The 15522-nt window shown below is 68.5% G+C and carries 12 protein-coding genes; 6 read left to right on the top strand and 6 right to left on the bottom strand.

Going from position 1 to position 15522, the window contains the following annotated elements; translation table 11 throughout:
- Window positions 1-19 precede the first annotated feature (19 nt).
- Together AB4Y75_RS04935 and AB4Y75_RS04940 are read right to left on the bottom strand one after the other, a co-directional pair.
- Window positions 20-1018: an alpha/beta hydrolase gene (locus AB4Y75_RS04935; RefSeq protein WP_441434740.1), complete on the bottom strand. Its 999-nt coding sequence runs from the start codon at window positions 1016-1018 to the stop codon at window positions 20-22.
- Between the two features lie 31 nt (window positions 1019-1049).
- Window positions 1050-2366: an MFS transporter gene (locus AB4Y75_RS04940; RefSeq protein ID WP_441434741.1), complete on the bottom strand. Its 1317-nt coding sequence runs from the start codon at window positions 2364-2366 to the stop codon at window positions 1050-1052.
- A gap of 184 nt (window positions 2367-2550) precedes the next feature.
- On the opposite strand from AB4Y75_RS04940, the gene AB4Y75_RS04945 reads away from it, so the two are divergent.
- Window positions 2551-3657, top strand: a complete 1107-nt coding sequence (locus tag AB4Y75_RS04945) for a LacI family DNA-binding transcriptional regulator (protein WP_441434742.1) — start codon at window positions 2551-2553, stop codon at window positions 3655-3657.
- A gap of 10 nt (window positions 3658-3667) precedes the next feature.
- Here AB4Y75_RS04945 and AB4Y75_RS04950 read toward each other — a convergent pair whose 3' ends face one another.
- A complete protein-coding gene (locus AB4Y75_RS04950) occupies window positions 3668-5305 on the bottom strand; it encodes a serine hydrolase domain-containing protein (RefSeq protein ID WP_441434743.1) in 1638 nt (545 codons plus the stop codon).
- Window positions 5306-5528: 223 nt separating this feature from the next.
- Between AB4Y75_RS04950 and AB4Y75_RS04955 the strand changes: the two genes are divergently transcribed.
- Entirely contained in the window at window positions 5529-5777 is a 249-nt protein-coding gene (locus AB4Y75_RS04955; protein WP_441434744.1) for a hypothetical protein, read from the top strand.
- A gap of 14 nt (window positions 5778-5791) precedes the next feature.
- Here AB4Y75_RS04955 and AB4Y75_RS04960 read toward each other — a convergent pair whose 3' ends face one another.
- The 3 genes from AB4Y75_RS04960 to AB4Y75_RS04970 form a co-directional block, all read right to left on the bottom strand.
- Entirely contained in the window at window positions 5792-6550 is a 759-nt protein-coding gene (locus tag AB4Y75_RS04960) for a VOC family protein (RefSeq protein ID WP_441434745.1), read from the bottom strand.
- A 59-nt stretch (window positions 6551-6609) separates the two neighbouring features.
- Window positions 6610-8148, bottom strand: coding sequence for a S53 family peptidase (locus tag AB4Y75_RS04965; protein WP_441434746.1), 1539 nt, complete (start codon window positions 8146-8148; stop codon window positions 6610-6612).
- Window positions 8149-8241: 93 nt separating this feature from the next.
- Complete coding sequence (locus tag AB4Y75_RS04970) at window positions 8242-9171, bottom strand: LysR family transcriptional regulator (protein WP_441434747.1); 930 nt, start codon at window positions 9169-9171, stop codon at window positions 8242-8244.
- Window positions 9172-9295: 124 nt separating this feature from the next.
- Here AB4Y75_RS04970 and AB4Y75_RS04975 point away from each other — a divergent pair, with 124 nt between their 5' ends.
- Genes AB4Y75_RS04975 through AB4Y75_RS04990 form a run of 4 tightly spaced genes read left to right on the top strand, consistent with a single transcriptional unit; the run spans window position 9296 to window position 15494 of the window.
- Complete coding sequence (locus tag AB4Y75_RS04975; protein WP_441434748.1) at window positions 9296-10600, top strand: aromatic ring-hydroxylating oxygenase subunit alpha; 1305 nt, start codon at window positions 9296-9298, stop codon at window positions 10598-10600.
- Window positions 10597-11991, top strand: coding sequence for a ferredoxin reductase (locus tag AB4Y75_RS04980; RefSeq protein ID WP_441434749.1), 1395 nt, complete (start codon window positions 10597-10599; stop codon window positions 11989-11991). The genes AB4Y75_RS04975 and AB4Y75_RS04980 overlap by 4 nt, the downstream gene beginning before the upstream one ends.
- A gap of 46 nt (window positions 11992-12037) precedes the next feature.
- Complete coding sequence (gene purU / locus AB4Y75_RS04985; RefSeq protein ID WP_441434750.1) at window positions 12038-12961, top strand: formyltetrahydrofolate deformylase; 924 nt, start codon at window positions 12038-12040, stop codon at window positions 12959-12961.
- Between the two features lie 25 nt (window positions 12962-12986).
- Window positions 12987-15494, top strand: coding sequence for a GcvT family protein (locus AB4Y75_RS04990; RefSeq protein WP_441434751.1), 2508 nt, complete (start codon window positions 12987-12989; stop codon window positions 15492-15494).
- Window positions 15495-15522: the final 28 nt, after the last annotated feature.

Raw genomic sequence — 15522 nt, forward strand, 5'->3', positions numbered from 1 at the left:
GGATCGCCTCAGACCGCGCCTACTCCCGCAGCCGCGCCACTTCATTGACCCATGCGCGGTGCGCGAAGTCGCCCGCCGCGAACGGGACCGGGATTCCCAGGGACTCGTGGGTCTGCGAGACGAACCGCAGCGCCGTCACCGGGACGCCCGATGCCGAGAGCGCCCGGGCGTACGCCTCACCGTCGCCGCGCAGTGGGTCCAGCTCCGCGGTGAAGATCACCGCGGGCGGGAGGCCTTCGTGGGATGCCGCCAGCAGCGGTGACGCATACGGCTCCCGAGCCAGCGCCCGGTCCGGCCCGAGGTACTGGGCCACGAGAGCGCGCCCCGCCTTCTCCAGGATGACGTGCGGCATGCTGGGGCCGATTCCCCTCATGTCCGCGTGGCCGATCGTGAGATCGAGGGCCGGGTTCTCCAGGATCTGAAGCCGCACAGGAATCCGGTTCCGGTCGCGATTCATGAGTGTCACCGTTGCCGCGAGGTTGCCGCCCGAGGAAGCGCCGCCGATGGCAAGCCGCTCACGCGACCCTCCCAGTTCCTCGGCGTGCTCGAAGGCCCATTCGAACGCCGCCCAGCACTGCTCCGGCTGGACCGGGAACTGGTGCTCCGGTGCGTGCGCGTAGTCCGGCGCCACGATGATGACTCCGGCGTCCTGAGCCCGCCGTCGCAGTCGGGCGTCCCAGGCCTTCCAGTCGATCCCGCCCAGGGTGAAGCCGCCGCCGTAGCAGTACACGAGCACCGGGAGCCCCGTCCCGGGGGAGGCCGGCTCCCAGCCCGGCCAGTACACCCGCACCCGCACATCAGGCGCCTGACGCGCAGGGACCACGTGATCCGCCGTCGCCGTCTCCGGCGGTGTTTCAGCGAACTCGGCCTGAAGGCGGTCGTCGTTCTCCTGGGCCGCGCGACGTCGCCCCGCAGGGTCGGCCGGTTCCGGCGTCTTGAGCGGAGCCGCCGCCTGCTCGAAGGCGGTGACCGCCGGGTCGACGGCGGGGCGGCGCCAGTGTCCTCGGCTCCACCTCATGCCGAGACGCCCTTCGCGGGGTGGGAAGCCATCAGCGCACACTCCTGATCCTGAGGACGGACAGCCCGGCGAACACCGCCATGACGAAGGCCGCCACATAGAGCGCCCCGAAATTCTCACCGGTGGGCGAGCCGATCCTGGTGAGGAGGAAGCCGAGCACCGGGACGAAGATATTCGGCAGCAGATACGCCAGCGCCACGATCCCGAGGTCCTTGCCGGCCTCCTCCACCGAGGGGAGGCATTCGGTCATCAGGGCCACGTCCGCCGAGATGTAGGCGCCCTGTCCGGCGCCGATGAGGGCGATGCCGACGAGGAAGATGGGCAGGCCCGGAGTCGCGACCGCCACGATGAGGCCCACGGCGCTGAGCATCGCGCCGAACAGCACGCTGGGCTTGCGCCGTCTGGTCCGGTCCGAGATGACGCCGAAGAGGAAAGCGCACAGCAGATTGCAGACGGTGAAGACCATGGTGGCCTGAGTCTGCACCCCGGCGATCACCGAGGGATCATCGAGGCCGAACCGTCCGGAGATCGTGAGATAGAGGTAGCTCGTCACGGTCACGATGGATGCGGTCATCAGGAAGCGGCAGATCCACGCCCAGGCGAAATCGGGGTGACGGCGCGGACTGAGCCAGAAGGTGCTGACGAACGCCTCCAGATTGAACGGCGGGGGAGCATCTGTCCGCCGGAGATCCCGGAGCGTGACGAACAGCGTCAGGGACAGCGCCACCGCCACGGCACCCGGGATCAGGAACATGGCGGCCTGGCCGAGAGAGGCGAGCTGCCCAGTCATCATCGTGCCGGCCAGGATCCCGACGGTGCCGGCCGCTCCGGTGACCGCGGACATGATGGCGCGGATCCGGCGTCGGATCTGATCCGCGAAGAGGCTGTGCTGCGCCATGGCGACCGCACCCCAGCCCACGTAGTTCAGCACGAGGCCGATCCAGAGCCACGCGGGCGACGGCGCCCAGGCGAGCGCAAGGTAGCCGGCGAGGGCGATCAGCGATCCGGAAAGGATCCACGGCCGTCGCAGTCCCAGGCGGGACCGCGAGCGGTCGCTCAGCCGCCCGAACACAGGTGTCACCACGAGCGTGGCGAATCCTCCGACGGTCAGCAGGATGCTCAGATTCGCCGAAGCGCTCGCAGCGTCCCACTGTTTCAGCAACTGCGGTACGGCGACGCCGACCATCCCCTGCGCGACGCCGGTCGCGCCCCACGCGAGGGCGAAGCTCACCCAGAACCACGGAGTCTGCCGCTCGCCTGGAACGGTTTCGGCGTCGGACAAGTGGACGGCATCCTCGGGGACGCCGAGGGAGGGGTCTGCTACGGGGATTCTCTTCTGGACCGACATGTCACTCCTCGTCGAGTTGGCGCACGGACGTCCTGCCGGAGACTGGTGGGTTTGAGTGTATGCGCGTACATTCGTGGAGACAAGGGGCTGAGTGGCGCTGTTTCCGATACCGTTGGGGGCGGCGACCCCGGCCCATTCCGGGGTGACCGACGTCGAGGCCGGCGTCAGAGGACAGGGAGTGAGGATGACCGTGACGAAGGCGCGTCCATCGGTGTACGACGTCGCAGCGGCGGCCGGCGTGTCCACGGCATCGATCTCGAGGTACTTCCGCACTCCGGAAAAACTCAGCGAGACCCTCAGGGACCGCATCAGGAACGCCGTCGAGGAACTCGGCTACCTGCCCAGCGGGCTGGCCCGCGGACTCGCGGAGCAGAGCACCGGCACCCTCGGCTTCTACTCCTTCAGCGGGCACGAGCCTGATGAGTGGGACCGCGACCGTGTGCCGAGCACGGTCGGAGACGTGCCCCGCGTCGAGTACCGTGGCGACTGGCCCCGTCTGTTCCCGCTCTATGCGGACGAGGTCCTTCGCGGCATCGAACTGGAGTGCACGCTCCGCCGGCTCCCGCTCCTGGTCGGCTGGCAGGATGCCGACGGCCGAGGTGTGGCGCTCGATGACATCGCCCGTCGCAGCGACGGTCTGGTGGTGCTGCCGTCGACCATCGACGAAGCGCAGCTGCGGCTCCTCGATCAGCGTCTCCCGATGGTGCTCGTCTCGCAGCTCGTGCCGGACGGCATGGCCGCATCGTCGGTCCGGGTGGATGACTTTCACGGCATGCGGGCTCTGACGGCGCATCTGGCCGATGACCATGGCGCCCGTCGTCTCGCCTTCGCCGGTTCCGCCACGGGCGCCGAGCATGCGCAGCGCTACGCAGGGTTCGCCGCGGCGCTGCAGGACCGCGGCCTGGACGTGCCAGGGGAGCCGCTCGTGGATGCCGGGTCCCGCTCCGCGACCTACGCCGCGCTGAGGGCGCTGCTCCGGTCGGACCCGTCGTTCGGGGAGTCGCTTCCCGACGCGATCGTGTGCTCGAGTGATCAGACTGCTCTTGGCGTCCAGTCGGCGCTCGTGGAGCACGGGTTCGCAGTCCCCGGGGACATCGCCGTCACCGGCTTCGACGGGATCGACGCGGCCCGTCTGGCGGACCCGCCACTCACGACGGTGCGCCAGCCCATGGATGAGCTGGGGCGTGTCGCCGTCGAGCTTCTGACCGAGGCGCTGGAGGCGCCGGGCACCACCCGGCACGTCGTCCTGCCCGTGGCGATCCTTGTGGGCCGCAGCTGCGGCTGCCCCTGAGCGGCCGTTCCTACACCTGGTAGCCGGCGAGCCCACGTCCCACGAGCGTCGGTTCCCGCCAGGTGAACGAGAAGTGCCCAGTCGCGGGGGAGAGCCGCAACAAGCCCACATGCGGCCCCTCGATCATCCGGAGTTCCGCCTCGAACGACTCGGGCCCGTCCCAGCCGCCCCGCGTCGCGAAACGGACCGGGGGCTCGCTCAACAGCTCGCCCCGGGCCCAGTCGTCCTCGCCGACCGCGAGACGGAACTGCGCGCCGTCGAGCGTCAAGATCAGGGTGCCGCCGTCGAGCTGGACGGATTCGAGTTCGGGCAGGTCCCTGCCGCCCAGCCCGCCGAAGCGCACCGGGGGGATGCCGGGCTCACCGGGAGCGCGCGTGAAAACGATCCCAGACGCGCTGTACGACGACGGCGGGGCCAGCCGTGCGCCCTCTGCTGCGGCCGACTGCGCGGCCACGGCAGCCCACTCCGGCGCGCGCTCGGCGGCCCCCGCCCAGCCGGCCGGCGCATCCTCGCCCCGTAGCGCCAGCACGAGTCCCGCCAGCATCCCGAGATTAGCGTTCGCCTGGGCCGCGGCGCGGCGTTCGGCGCCGGCGGAGGGAGCCGGGACCTGAGCTTGCTGGAGGCGGCGGATGACCGCGGCGCTGTCCGTGGCGCCGGCGGGGGTTGCCGGAGCTGCGCCCCGCTCCGAGAGTGCGGGGAGCAGGTGATCCCAGACTGCGTCGAGCAGCGGCTGGCCGAGAACGGTGGACGCGGTCAGAGCGATCACCGAGTTCACTCCGGGAAGGACGATGCACAACTGGCTGTACGCGCCGCCCGCGTGGTAACCGTGGTCGCCGATCCAGAACTGATACCCGTACCCGAGCGAGCTGTCGCGGTCCACTGGCTGGCCCGGGGGAAAGCGGTGATCGGCGTCATTGTTGATCCGTACCGAGGTGGCCTGATCGATCCATTCATCCGGCACGAGCTGCCTCCCCTGCCAGGAGCCGCGCTGCAGCAGCAGTTGACCGAACGCGGCGATCGACTCGGTGTGGAGGTGGAGGCCCGTGAAGCCGGGGTTGGAGTCCCCGCCGGCCCACTTGGCCTCCGCCATTCCGAGGGGTTCGAACAGGCGAGGACGGAGGTATTCGAAGAGTGAGGTTCCCGCGTTCCGTTCGATGATCTTGGCGACCGCGAAGGTGGCGAGCTGATCGTAGGTGAAGATCTCTCCTGGACGCCGTTCCGGATGGTAGGCGGCCAGCAGCTGGAGGAGGCCGTCGTCGGTGACGGGCAGCTCGACGCTCGGGTCCAGGACCGGATCGAGGAGGTGTCCCACCGACATGCGGAGGGCGTCGGCGATCGTCGCCTCGCCGTACCCGGCCGCTTCCGGCAGGTGATCGGCCAGCCGGTCGTCCCGGTGCAGCAGACCCTCGGACTCCGCGATGCCCGCCGCGATGGAGGTGAAGCTCTTGCTCAGTGAGTACAGCAGATGGGGAGTGGAAGCGTCGTACGGATGCCACCAGGACTCGGCGGCGACGGCCCCGTCGACCACGATCATCAGGCTGTGCAGCTCAATGCCCGCTCCCTCGACCGCATCGAGAAAAGCGTTGATGCCATGAGGGTCCACGCCGAGCTGGCTGGGCGTCTGACGGGGCAACACGTCCTGGGTCACGATGACCACCTTCCACCGAGGTTCTGTATGCGCATACATAGCGCCTGACGTCAGCCTATGCAAGCAAACGCGGTCGGTCCACCCCCGGCTCCACCGGAGGATCTCCGCGGAATCCAGTCTGCGGTTCCACGTCACGATCCGGGGCTTCGCGCCACTTAACGACGTGATGAGCTGGTGCCGGGGTGTTCCCTCCAGCGCCGCCCCGAGGATGGAGGATGTCGACGTGAGTGAGAGCTACCTGGCCTTCGGCGGGCAATGCGCCTTCGCCCTGTCCCTCGGAGCCGGTTCGACGGCCCCGGAAGGGAAGCCGGAGTTCGCCCTGGTGCGGGACGGCCGGACCTACGTCTTCTCCGGTGCCGTGCCGAAGGCGCTGTTCCGGTGGATTCCCGGAAGCGCGATGCGGGCACGCCGCAACTGGGTGAAGGCGCGGCGTGGCACCAGGGCAAGGCACCGGGCGAGCAGCTCCGTCTGAGGGTGCCGGCGAACTCAACGTTCAGCGGCCCGGGGGCCGGACTCCAGTGGCTCAAGCGCTCGAACGGTGAATTCGTTGCCGTCCGGGTCCGTCAGCACCACAGCGGCATCGCTGTCGCGAGTGGTTCCTTCGGGGGCGGGGGAGGCTCCGAGCGCGACCAGACGCTCCACCGTCCCAGCGAGTTCCTCTGGGCGCGTTCCGAGTTCGAAACGCAGCCGTGACACACCGGCCTTCGGCCGCACGGGCGGACCACCCCAGGTGATCTTGGTGCCGCCTTCGGGCGACTGGATCGCGGTTTCTTCGTTCTCATCCCACACCAAGGGCCATCCCAGAGCCTCGGCCCAGAAATAGCCCACGCGCTGCGTGCCGTCCCCGGAGAGTGCGCCGATCGCCGCCGTGCCGGCCAGGAAACGGTTGTCCGAGGGGATCACGCAGAACTCGTTCCCCTCGGGGTCGGCGAGGACCACGTGGCGCTCCTCGGGACGCTGACCGACGTCGAGGTGCTGCGCCCCGTGCGCGAGGGCTCGTTCCACCAGGGCGGCCTGGTCCTCGGGCGAGGCGCTGGTGAGGTCGAAGTGGTAGCGGTTCGGCGTGGTCTTCGGCTCGACGCTGGGCCGGAAACGCACCGGGAACTCGGCGTCGCTCATCGCTTCGAGCAGCGCGCCGTCACCGTCTGCGGAGACATCCCGGTCCAGGACCGCGGACCAGAAGACGCCGAGAGCGGCGGGATCCCGGGCGTCGAAACACAGAGCGGCCAGTTGGGGGACGGTCATGACTTTCCTTTCTCGGTGGAGGTCGCCGGGAGCGGCGCCCGCGGGCGTGGTGCCGGCCCTCACCCCTCGAGCGCCGCCAGCAGCGCAGTGCCGTCCGGCGTGCCCAGTCCCGTGCAGGCGTCCCAGCCTGGCCCAGCGTGATAGCTTCCGTTGTCGCCGACGGTCACGTCCCGGAACCCCGAGGCCGCGGCGTACAGCGAAGGCTGGATGAGTCCGAAACGCCGGTTGCCGGCCTGTGCCATCCGGGCGATGAGCGCCGCCCAGAGTGGAGCCACGGCACTCGTGCCGCCGATCACCATGTCCTTGCCGTCCACGCGGATCCGGTAGCCGGTCTGCGGATCCGCGACGGCGCTGACGTCCGGCACGCCGCGGCCGGAATGCCCGGAGGACGGCGACTGCCAGGCCGGCCGGGGGAACACCTTGCTGTAGCCGCCGCCGGTCGCCGAGTCGGGGCCTTCATTCCACACGGTCTCCGAACTGATCGTGCCGGACTCCGGATCGGCTTCGAGGCGCGTGCCACCGCAGGCCAGGGCGTGCGGGCTGGAGGCCGGGAAGTCCACATGGGCCTTCCCGTCGGGGGCGCCGTCGCTGCTGCCGCGATCGCCGGACGCCACGGTCGTGGTGATGCCGAGTGCGGCGGCGTCGGCGAGGGCCTGGTCGAACGCGTCGCGAGCCTGGGCCGTCCACTGGTCCTCGCTCTGGCCCCAGCTGATGCTGATGGCGCACGGCGAGGCTTTGGTCGCGGCGACCAGGGCGTCCAGGAACCCGGCGTCCGTGTTGGGTGCGAAGTACACCTGGATCGCCGCTTTCGGCGCCAGCGCCCCGACCACTTCAATGTCCAGCAGGACCTCGCCGTCCGCGCCCTGCGGGTCGTTCCCGCCTTGATTCGCACCGCCGTCGACGCCGATGGAGGTGATCTGGGGTGTGGCGAGTCCCAGCCCGGCGAAGTAGGCGTCCAGATCCGCCTGAGCGTAGCCGCCGCCGAGTTCCAGGATGGCCACCGTCTGACCCGCGCCATCGGTGCCGTCCGGGAAGCCGTACACCCGGCCCAGGTCCACGGGGCTGTAGCTGGTGCCCGCCGTCGTGCGGGGGAGCATGCGGAAATGCGCGCGGGCCTGGGGCCGGTCGTCCAGGCCGAGGACGGCGACCACGATGCCGTTCAGCTCCGCCGGGATGCTCAGCTCGCCCGTCCGGTGGCGGTATTGCACCGAGTCGCCATCCGAGGAGGTTTTTGTCGCGTCCTCCAGCGTGGTGCCGAAAATGCGGCTCAGCTGCTCCACGGTCCCGGACAGCCGGAGGCGTCGCGAGGCGGGATCCGATTCGACCACGTCCAGTCCCAGGCGGGTGAACGTCTCGGTCGCGAGGCGCAAATCGGCGTCGGAGGCGCCGTATTGCGCGGCCAGCTCGGCGGGAGTCAGCCGCTCCTGGGCCGGCACGGCCGGAAGCTCCGACCGGCGCCGCAGCACCACCGTGACCTCGATGCGCTGGTCCCCGTCCGCGGGGCCGTGAAGAGTGACGCCGGGCGCGCCGGCCCGGGCGGAGTCCTTCAGGGGCACCCCATCAATCCGTGCGTTGTAGGGTTCGTTCACTCCGGCCATCGGGTCCTCCAGACGTCGTCGGTTCGCAACGGTTCCCCGTTTTCAGTATTGCGGTGCCGACCGACAGGGTAAAGGCCCGTCGACCCCCGCCGCTCAGTCCTCCTCGTCGAGGCGGGCGGTGAGGATCTGGTGGGCGCTCGCCTGCAGAATTCCGAGCGACTCCTGAATCAGGGGGGAGCCCAGGCTGCCCCGGCGGGCGACGGCGATGATCCGGCGCGAGGGCCGCCCCTTGCCGGTGATCCGCAGCCGCACGACGTTCTCGGCGCCACGCAGCGGCGCCAGTCGCGGCAGGAGCCCGACGCCGAGCCCGGCGCCGACGAAAGCGATCATGGTCTCCCATTCGGACGCTTCGTGGGCGATGCGGGGAGTCACACCGACCGCCGTGAACGCCGCCGTGAAGAGCGAGTGATAGGTGGAGCCGACGGCCTCGGTGATCCACGGCTCCCCGGCCAGTTCCTCCAGGGTGACCACGGCACGTGATGCCAGGGGATGGTCGGCGGGAACGATCACATCCAGCGGATCATCGAGCAGCACGGTCTTCTCGAAACGCTGATCGTCCTCCTGGCCCTCCGATTGCATGGCGATGATCACGGCCAGGTCGATGCGTTCCGCCACCAGCAGATCGAAACACCGGGCCGGATCGGCTTCGAGGACCTGGACGTCAACCAGGGGCCGGGCCGACCTCAGCGTCGCGGCGAGCGGGGCGAGCAGGTGCGCCGCCGCCGTCGAAAAGCCTCCCAGTCCGAAATGTGACTGCACCTGATCGCCCGCCTCCATGGCGGCGGCCCGCAGGCTCTCCCATTCGGCGATCAGGGCGTCCGAACCGGCCACCAGGAAGCGCCCGGTGGCGGTCAGTCTGAGGCCGCGCCCGTCCTTGGTGAGGAGCTGCATTCCAAGCACTCGTTGAAGCTCCCGCAGCTGAGCGGACACCGCCGACGGCGAGTATCCGGTGAGCTCCGCGGTCGCCCCGATGGTGCCGCATTGGGCGAAGACTCGGAGCGTGATGAGCCTGACATCGATCATGCATCAATTCTGCATGGATCTTCGCTAAATCTCGCGCTTTTTCTGCGGGGACTGTGATCCTAATCTCATCTTGACAAGCCTGTCGCGCACCCCCGCCCCTCGTGTCTCCCCGGGAGGAAACCCCATGACCGCTCCAGCGAACGCTCCCCTCAGCTCGCGCGGACGAATCGCCGCCACTCTGCCCGTGGAGCAGCTGGCCGAAATCTCCGCCTTGTTCGAGTTCCGGCGCACCGGATACTCCCTCGACGCACCGTTCTACACGGATCCGACGATCTTCAAGCTGGACATGGAGGCCATCTTCGGTCAGCACTGGATCTTCGCCGCGAGCACCGCGGAACTGCCGGAGCCGGGGGACTATGTGACGGTCGATTACGGCCCGTATTCGCTGATCGTCCTGCGTAACGACGACGGCGGCGTGAACGTCCTGCACAACGTCTGCCGGCATCGCGGCGCCCGGGTGCTCACCGAGGCCGCCGGGCAGACCGGCAACCTGGTCTGCGGGTACCACTCCTGGACGTACTCGCCCGAAGGCAACCTGATCCACGCCTCAGCGCCCGGCGAGGCCAAGTTCGACAAGAACTGCTTCGCGCTCAAGAAGGCTCACGGCTTCGAAGTCGCCGGGCTCATCTTCGTCTGCCTCGCCGCCGAGCCGCCGACCGACTTCTACGAGACGGCCAAGATCTTCGAGCCGTACCTCGCCCCCCACGAGCTGGCCAAGACCAAGATCGCGTACCAGCAGAACATCATCGAAGAGGGCAACTGGAAGCTCGTCATGGAGAACAACCGTGAGTGCTACCACTGTGACGGGCATCCCGAGCTCGCCTGCTCCCTGTTCCCCACCTGGGGCCTGACCGAGGGCCTCATCCCCACCCACCTCGAAGAGGTCTGGGAACGCAACAAGGTCGCCCAATCAGATCTCGAGGCGCGCTGTGACCGCTACGGTCTTCCGCACCAGGTGGTCGAAGAACTCGACACCCGCGTCGCGGGCATCCGCATCTCGCGTGAAGCCCTCGACGGTGACGGTGAGTCGTTCTCCGCCGACGGCCGGCGGCTGTCCAAGAAGCTCCTCGGCGATCTCCGCGACTTCCGTCTGGGACGCTGCTCCATGCATCTGCAGCCCAACTGCTGGTTCCACTTCATGAGCGATCACGTCATCACCTTCTCGGTGTTCCCCATCAACGAACACCAGACGCTGGTCCGCACCACCTGGCTCGTGGCCGACGACGCCGTGGAAGGCGTCGACTACGACCTGGACAAGCTCACCTACACGTGGAAGCAGACCAACATCCAGGACAAGGCGTTCGTGGAACTCTGCCAGCAGGGCGCCGCCAGCCCCGCCTACGAACCCGGCCCCTACATGAAGAGCGAGTACCAGGTGGAGGCCTTCATCAACTGGTACGTGCAGCGGGTGCAGGAGCACCTGGCATGACCGAAGTCCTCACCGGGGCAGTGGTCCAGGAGCCCCAGCGCATCCGGGGTCTGGAGATGCCCTGGAACAGGGTGATGGGAAGCGCCGAGACGCCCGCGCGGGCCGCCCGGGCGCTGGGTCCCTGGCATCCGCAGGAGTTCATGGCCGAGTGCGTGGAGACCATCCCCGAGGCCGGCGGCCTGATGACCTTCGTGTTCCGGCGCGGAGACGGGGCTCCCTTGGCGTTCCGTGCAGGGCAGTACGTGAACATCGCCTTCCCCGTGAACGGCGAGGACGAGGATCCCGTGGACCGCAGCTACTCGCTGTCCAGTTCACCCACCCAGCCCTGGACCTTCAGCTTCTCGGTCAAGAGGGACTCCGCGGGGACCGTCTCGCCGTGGATCCACGAGAACGTCAGGCCCGGCACCGTCCTCGACATGCTCGGACCGGTCGGCGCGTTCCACCTGCCGGACGCGGACCGCCGCGCGCGCTACCTGTTGCTGGCGGCGGGTGCGGGCATCACCCCCATCATGTCCATGGTCCGGACCATCCACTCGCTGCCCGGCCACGCCGACGTCGTCGTCCTGTATCACGGCGCCGAAGCCGACGGTTTCGCCTTCCAGCGGGAACTGGACCACATCGCCTCCGTGGATTCGCGGATCAGGGTCCATTACTCCCTGGGCGACCGGGCCATCCCGGAGAGATGGCAGGGGCTCCGCGGCCGTCTCTCGGCGGCGATGATCGATGAGGTCGCCCCGGATGCCAACGGCCGCCAGGTCTACGCCTGCGGGCCCGAAGGGTATCTGAACACCGCCACGGAGCTGCTGAAGAAGGTCGGCGTCGACGACACCTCCATCTACATGGAGTTCTTCACCGGCAACCGGCAGACGCTCCTGGAATACCAGCAGGAGATCGCACTCGCCACCGACATCGCGGAGGAGATCGCCGAGGAGATCGCGGAATCCCCGGAGGACTACTTCGAGAGTCAGCCGGCCGCGTTCGGACTCTACGAACCCGGCTATGACGACGAGGGCACGCTCGATGCCTCCGGCCTGCCGCTGGAGGCCTCGGACTCCGAGGCGCCCACCGCGGAGGCGGCACCGGCTCCCGGGACCCCGGACCCGTCGGAGTTCGGCACCGTGGGCAGCGGCAGCCTCACACTGTCCTTCCTGCGCACGGGTGTCAATGTCCGGATCGACCCCAGCGAACACATCCTCGAAGTGGCCCAGCGTGCCGGCGTCCGGATCGGCGCCAACTGCAAGGAGGGCATGTGCGGCTCCTGCAAGGTCGTCAAGCTGTCCGGCGAGGTCGAGATGAACCACCAGGGCGGCATCCGGGCGCGGGAGATCGCCGCCGGGAAATTCCTGCCCTGCTGCTCCACGGCGACGACCGATCTGGTCATCGACGCCTGAACTCCCCGTTCCCCACCCAGCACGTCTCAAGATCCAGGAGTAGATCGTGACCGTTGTTCTTGAAAGCCGCACCGCCGGCGGGGCGACCGCCGAAAACGTCACCGCCCCCGGCAGGACCACAGCCCCCCAGTACGTCCTCACCCTCGCCTGCGCGGAACGCCCCGGGATCGTCCGGGCCATCACCGCCTTCCTGGCGGACCGTGGCTTCGACATCATCGAACATCAGCAGTTCGACGACCAGGTCAGTGGCAAGCTGTTCCTGCGCACCGCCTTCACCCCCGGGGACGAGGAAGTCTCCGTCGAAGGTCTCAGCCAGGAATTCGCCGCAGTCGCCGAGGAGTTCGGGATGGACTTCACCATCCACGACAGCCGGCCGCAGCGCCTGCTGGTGATGGTCTCGAAGTTCGGCCACTGCCTCAACGACCTCATCTTCCGGTGGAGGGCCGGCAGTCTGGGCGCGGAGATCGCCGTCGTGGTGTCCAACCATGAGGACCTGCGGGCGATGGCGGAGGCCGCCGGCCTGCCGTTCATCCACGTCCCGATCACCGCCGACACCAAGCCACAGGCCGAAGCCCGGCTGCTCGAACTGGTGGAGGAGTACCAGGCCGATCTGGTGGTCCTGGCCCGTTACATGCAGGTTCTCTCCGATGATCTCACCCGGACCCTGCGCGGACGAGCCATCAACATCCACCATTCGTTCCTCCCGGGGTTCAAGGGCGCCAAGCCGTACCACCAGGCCTATGACCGCGGCGTGAAGCTCATCGGCGCCACCGCCCACTACGTCACGGCCGATCTGGACGAGGGCCCGATCATCGAGCAGGAGGTGTTCCGGGTGGATCACAGCCTCGATGCGAACGCTCTGGCCACCGTCGGCCGGGACGCCGAATCCCAGGCCCTGTCCCGGGCCGTGCAATGGCATTGCCAGCACCGGGTCCTGCTGAACAACACCCGAACCGTCGTTTTCCGCTGACGCGAACCAGGAGAATCACAAGAAGATGAGCACATCACCACGAGTCGTCATCATCGGCGCAGGCATCGTCGGCGCCAACCTGGCGGACGAACTCTCCAGTCGCGGCTGGAACAACGTCACGGTCGTCGACCAGGGGCCACTGGAACTGGCGGGCGGTTCGACCTCCCATGCGCCGGGACTGGTGTTCCAGAACAACGGATCCCGGACCATGACCCGGTTCGCCACGTACACGGTGGAGAAGTTCCTGGGACTGAGCAAGGACGGCCAGTCCTGCTTCAACCAGGTGGGCGGCCTGGAGCTGGCCACCACGCCGGAACGGCTGAAGGACCTGCACCGGAAGATGGGTCTGATGACGTCCTGGGGCGTCGAAAGCCGCATCATCGACGCGGACGAGTGCGAAAAGCACTATCCGCTGCTGACCACCGGCGCCCTGAGTGATGGCCGGGAGGTCCTCGGCGGCCTGCTCATCCCGAGCGACGGGCTCGCCCTTGCGGCCCGCGCCGTGCAGCTGCTCATCGAACGCTCCAGCGAGCGCGGCGTGGAATTCCGTGGCTCCACGACCGTCACGGGCATCGCCCAGGACGGCGGCAGGGTCACGGGTGTCGAGACGGACGCCGGTCTGATCCCGGCGGACATCGTGGTGTCCTGTGCCGGATTCTGGGGCCGTGAGCTGGGCAAGATGGTGGGGCTGGAGGTGCCGTTGCTGCCGCTCGGGCATCAGTACGCCGTCACCACCCCGCTGCCCGAACTCGAGGGCGTCAACGAACTCCCCAAGGGGGCCACCAAACCGATTCTGCGCTACCAGGACAAGGACCTCTACTACCGCGAGTGGGGCGACCGCATCGGCATCGGCAGCTACGCCCACCGTCCGATGCCGGTGGACATGACCCAGCTGCCCAAGGTCTCCGCCGAGGAGATGTCCGAGCACAAGATGCCCTCCCGCCTGGACTTCACCCTGGAGGACTTCCTGCCGGCGTGGGAGGACAGCCAGGACCTCCTTCCGGCGCTGCGGAACGCGGAGATCGAGGACGGCTTCAACGGCATCTTCTCCTTCACACCCGACGGCGGCCCGCTCATCGGCGAGCACCCGGACCTGGGAGGGTTCTTCGTCGCCGAAGCGGTCTGGGTGACCCACTCCGCCGGCGTCGCGAAGGCCGTGGCCGAACTCCTCATCGAAGGCCGCTCCAGCATCGATCTGCACGGCACGGAGCTGACCCGTTTCGAGAAAGTGCAGACTTCCGACGACTACGTCTCGGAGACCTCGCAGCAGAACTTCGTGGAGATCTACGACATCCTGCACCCGCTCCAGCCCAAGGAGTCCCCGCGGGATCTGCGCGTGAGCCCGTTCCACGTCCGCCAGAAGGAACTCGGCGCCTTCTTCCTGGAGGCGTCCGCCTGGGAACGCCCGCACTGGTTCGAGGCGAACCGTGGGCTTCTGGAGGAGCTTCCCGCCGAGTGGCAGGCTCCGGAGCGCGAGTCCTGGTCGGACATGTTCCATTCGCCCATCTCCGCGGCCGAGGCCTGGAAGACGCGCACCGCCGTCGCGCTGTATGACATGACGCCGCTCAAGCGCCTGGAGGTGGTCGGCCCCGGCGCGGAGGCGCTCCTGCACCGCCTGAGCACCGGCAACATCACCAAGAAGCCGGGCGCGGTCACGTACTGCCTCCTTCTGGAGCACGACGGCGGCATCCGCAGTGACGTGACGGTGGCCCGCCTCGATCAGGAACGCTTCCAGCTGGGCGTCAACAGCAACGTCGACTTCGACTACCTGCGCGCCGAGGCCCGCAAGCAGTCGTCCGAGGATCCGTCGCAGTGGGCCCACGTCTCCGATATCACGGGCAGCACCTGCTGCATCGGTCTCTGGGGTCCGCTGGCCCGCGAGGTGATCGGCAAGGTCAGCGGCGACGATCTGAGCAACGACGGCCTCAAGTACTTCCGCGCCAAGGAGATCTCCGTGGGCGGCATCCCGGTCACCGCGATGCGGCTGTCGTATGTCGGCGAGCTCGGCTGGGAGCTGTACACGAGCTCCGAGTACGGACTGAAGCTCTGGGACCTGCTCTTCGAGGCGGGTCAGGAGTTCGGCATCATCGCCGCCGGCCGTGGCGCGTTCAACAGCCTGCGCCTGGAGAAGGGTTACCGCCTCTGGGGCACGGACATGAACACCGAGCACCACCCGTACCAGGCGGGCCTGGGCTTCTCCGTGGCCAAGGACAAGGTGGGCTTCACGGGCGCGGAGGCGCTGGTCGAGCGCAAGGACGAGCCCGCGGAGAAGACGCTGCGCTGCCTCACGATCGACGACGGACGCTCGGTGGTGCTCGGCAAGGAACCCGTGTACGTCGACGGCGAAGCCTCCGGGTACGTCACCAGCGCCGCGTACGGCTTCTCGATCCACCGTCCGATCGCCTACGCCTGGCTGCCCACCGCGGTCGGCATCGGTGACCGGGTGGAGATCGAGTACTTCGGTGAACGGATCCCCGCCACGGTGACGGCCGAGCCGCTCTACGATCCCAGCATGGAGCGCATCCGCGGCTGAACCGCGGCTCACCCGGCTCCGCCCCGGT

Origin of the sequence: Arthrobacter sp. RAF14 (assembly GCF_052114185.1) — a bacterium.
Lineage (GTDB): Bacteria > Actinomycetota > Actinomycetes > Actinomycetales > Micrococcaceae > Arthrobacter_E.

Bases quoted from the DNA above. Each gene is read 5' to 3' on its own strand.
- AB4Y75_RS04990 (WP_441434751.1), top strand. From the start codon at position 12,987: ATGAGCACATCACCACGAGTCGTCATCATCGGCGCAGGCATCGTCGGC.
- AB4Y75_RS04975 (WP_441434748.1), top strand. From the start codon at position 9,296: ATGACCGCTCCAGCGAACGCTCCCCTCAGCTCGCGCGGACGAATCGCC.
- AB4Y75_RS04960 (WP_441434745.1), bottom strand. From the start codon at position 6,550: ATGACCGTCCCCCAACTGGCCGCTCTGTGTTTCGACGCCCGGGATCCC.
- AB4Y75_RS04970 (WP_441434747.1), bottom strand. From the start codon at position 9,171: ATGATCGATGTCAGGCTCATCACGCTCCGAGTCTTCGCCCAATGCGGC.
- AB4Y75_RS04965 (WP_441434746.1), bottom strand. From the start codon at position 8,148: ATGGCCGGAGTGAACGAACCCTACAACGCACGGATTGATGGGGTGCCC.
- AB4Y75_RS04980 (WP_441434749.1), top strand. From the start codon at position 10,597: ATGACCGAAGTCCTCACCGGGGCAGTGGTCCAGGAGCCCCAGCGCATC.
- AB4Y75_RS04945 (WP_441434742.1), top strand. From the start codon at position 2,551: ATGACCGTGACGAAGGCGCGTCCATCGGTGTACGACGTCGCAGCGGCG.
- AB4Y75_RS04940 (WP_441434741.1), bottom strand. From the start codon at position 2,366: ATGTCGGTCCAGAAGAGAATCCCCGTAGCAGACCCCTCCCTCGGCGTC.
- AB4Y75_RS04935 (WP_441434740.1), bottom strand. From the start codon at position 1,018: ATGAGGTGGAGCCGAGGACACTGGCGCCGCCCCGCCGTCGACCCGGCG.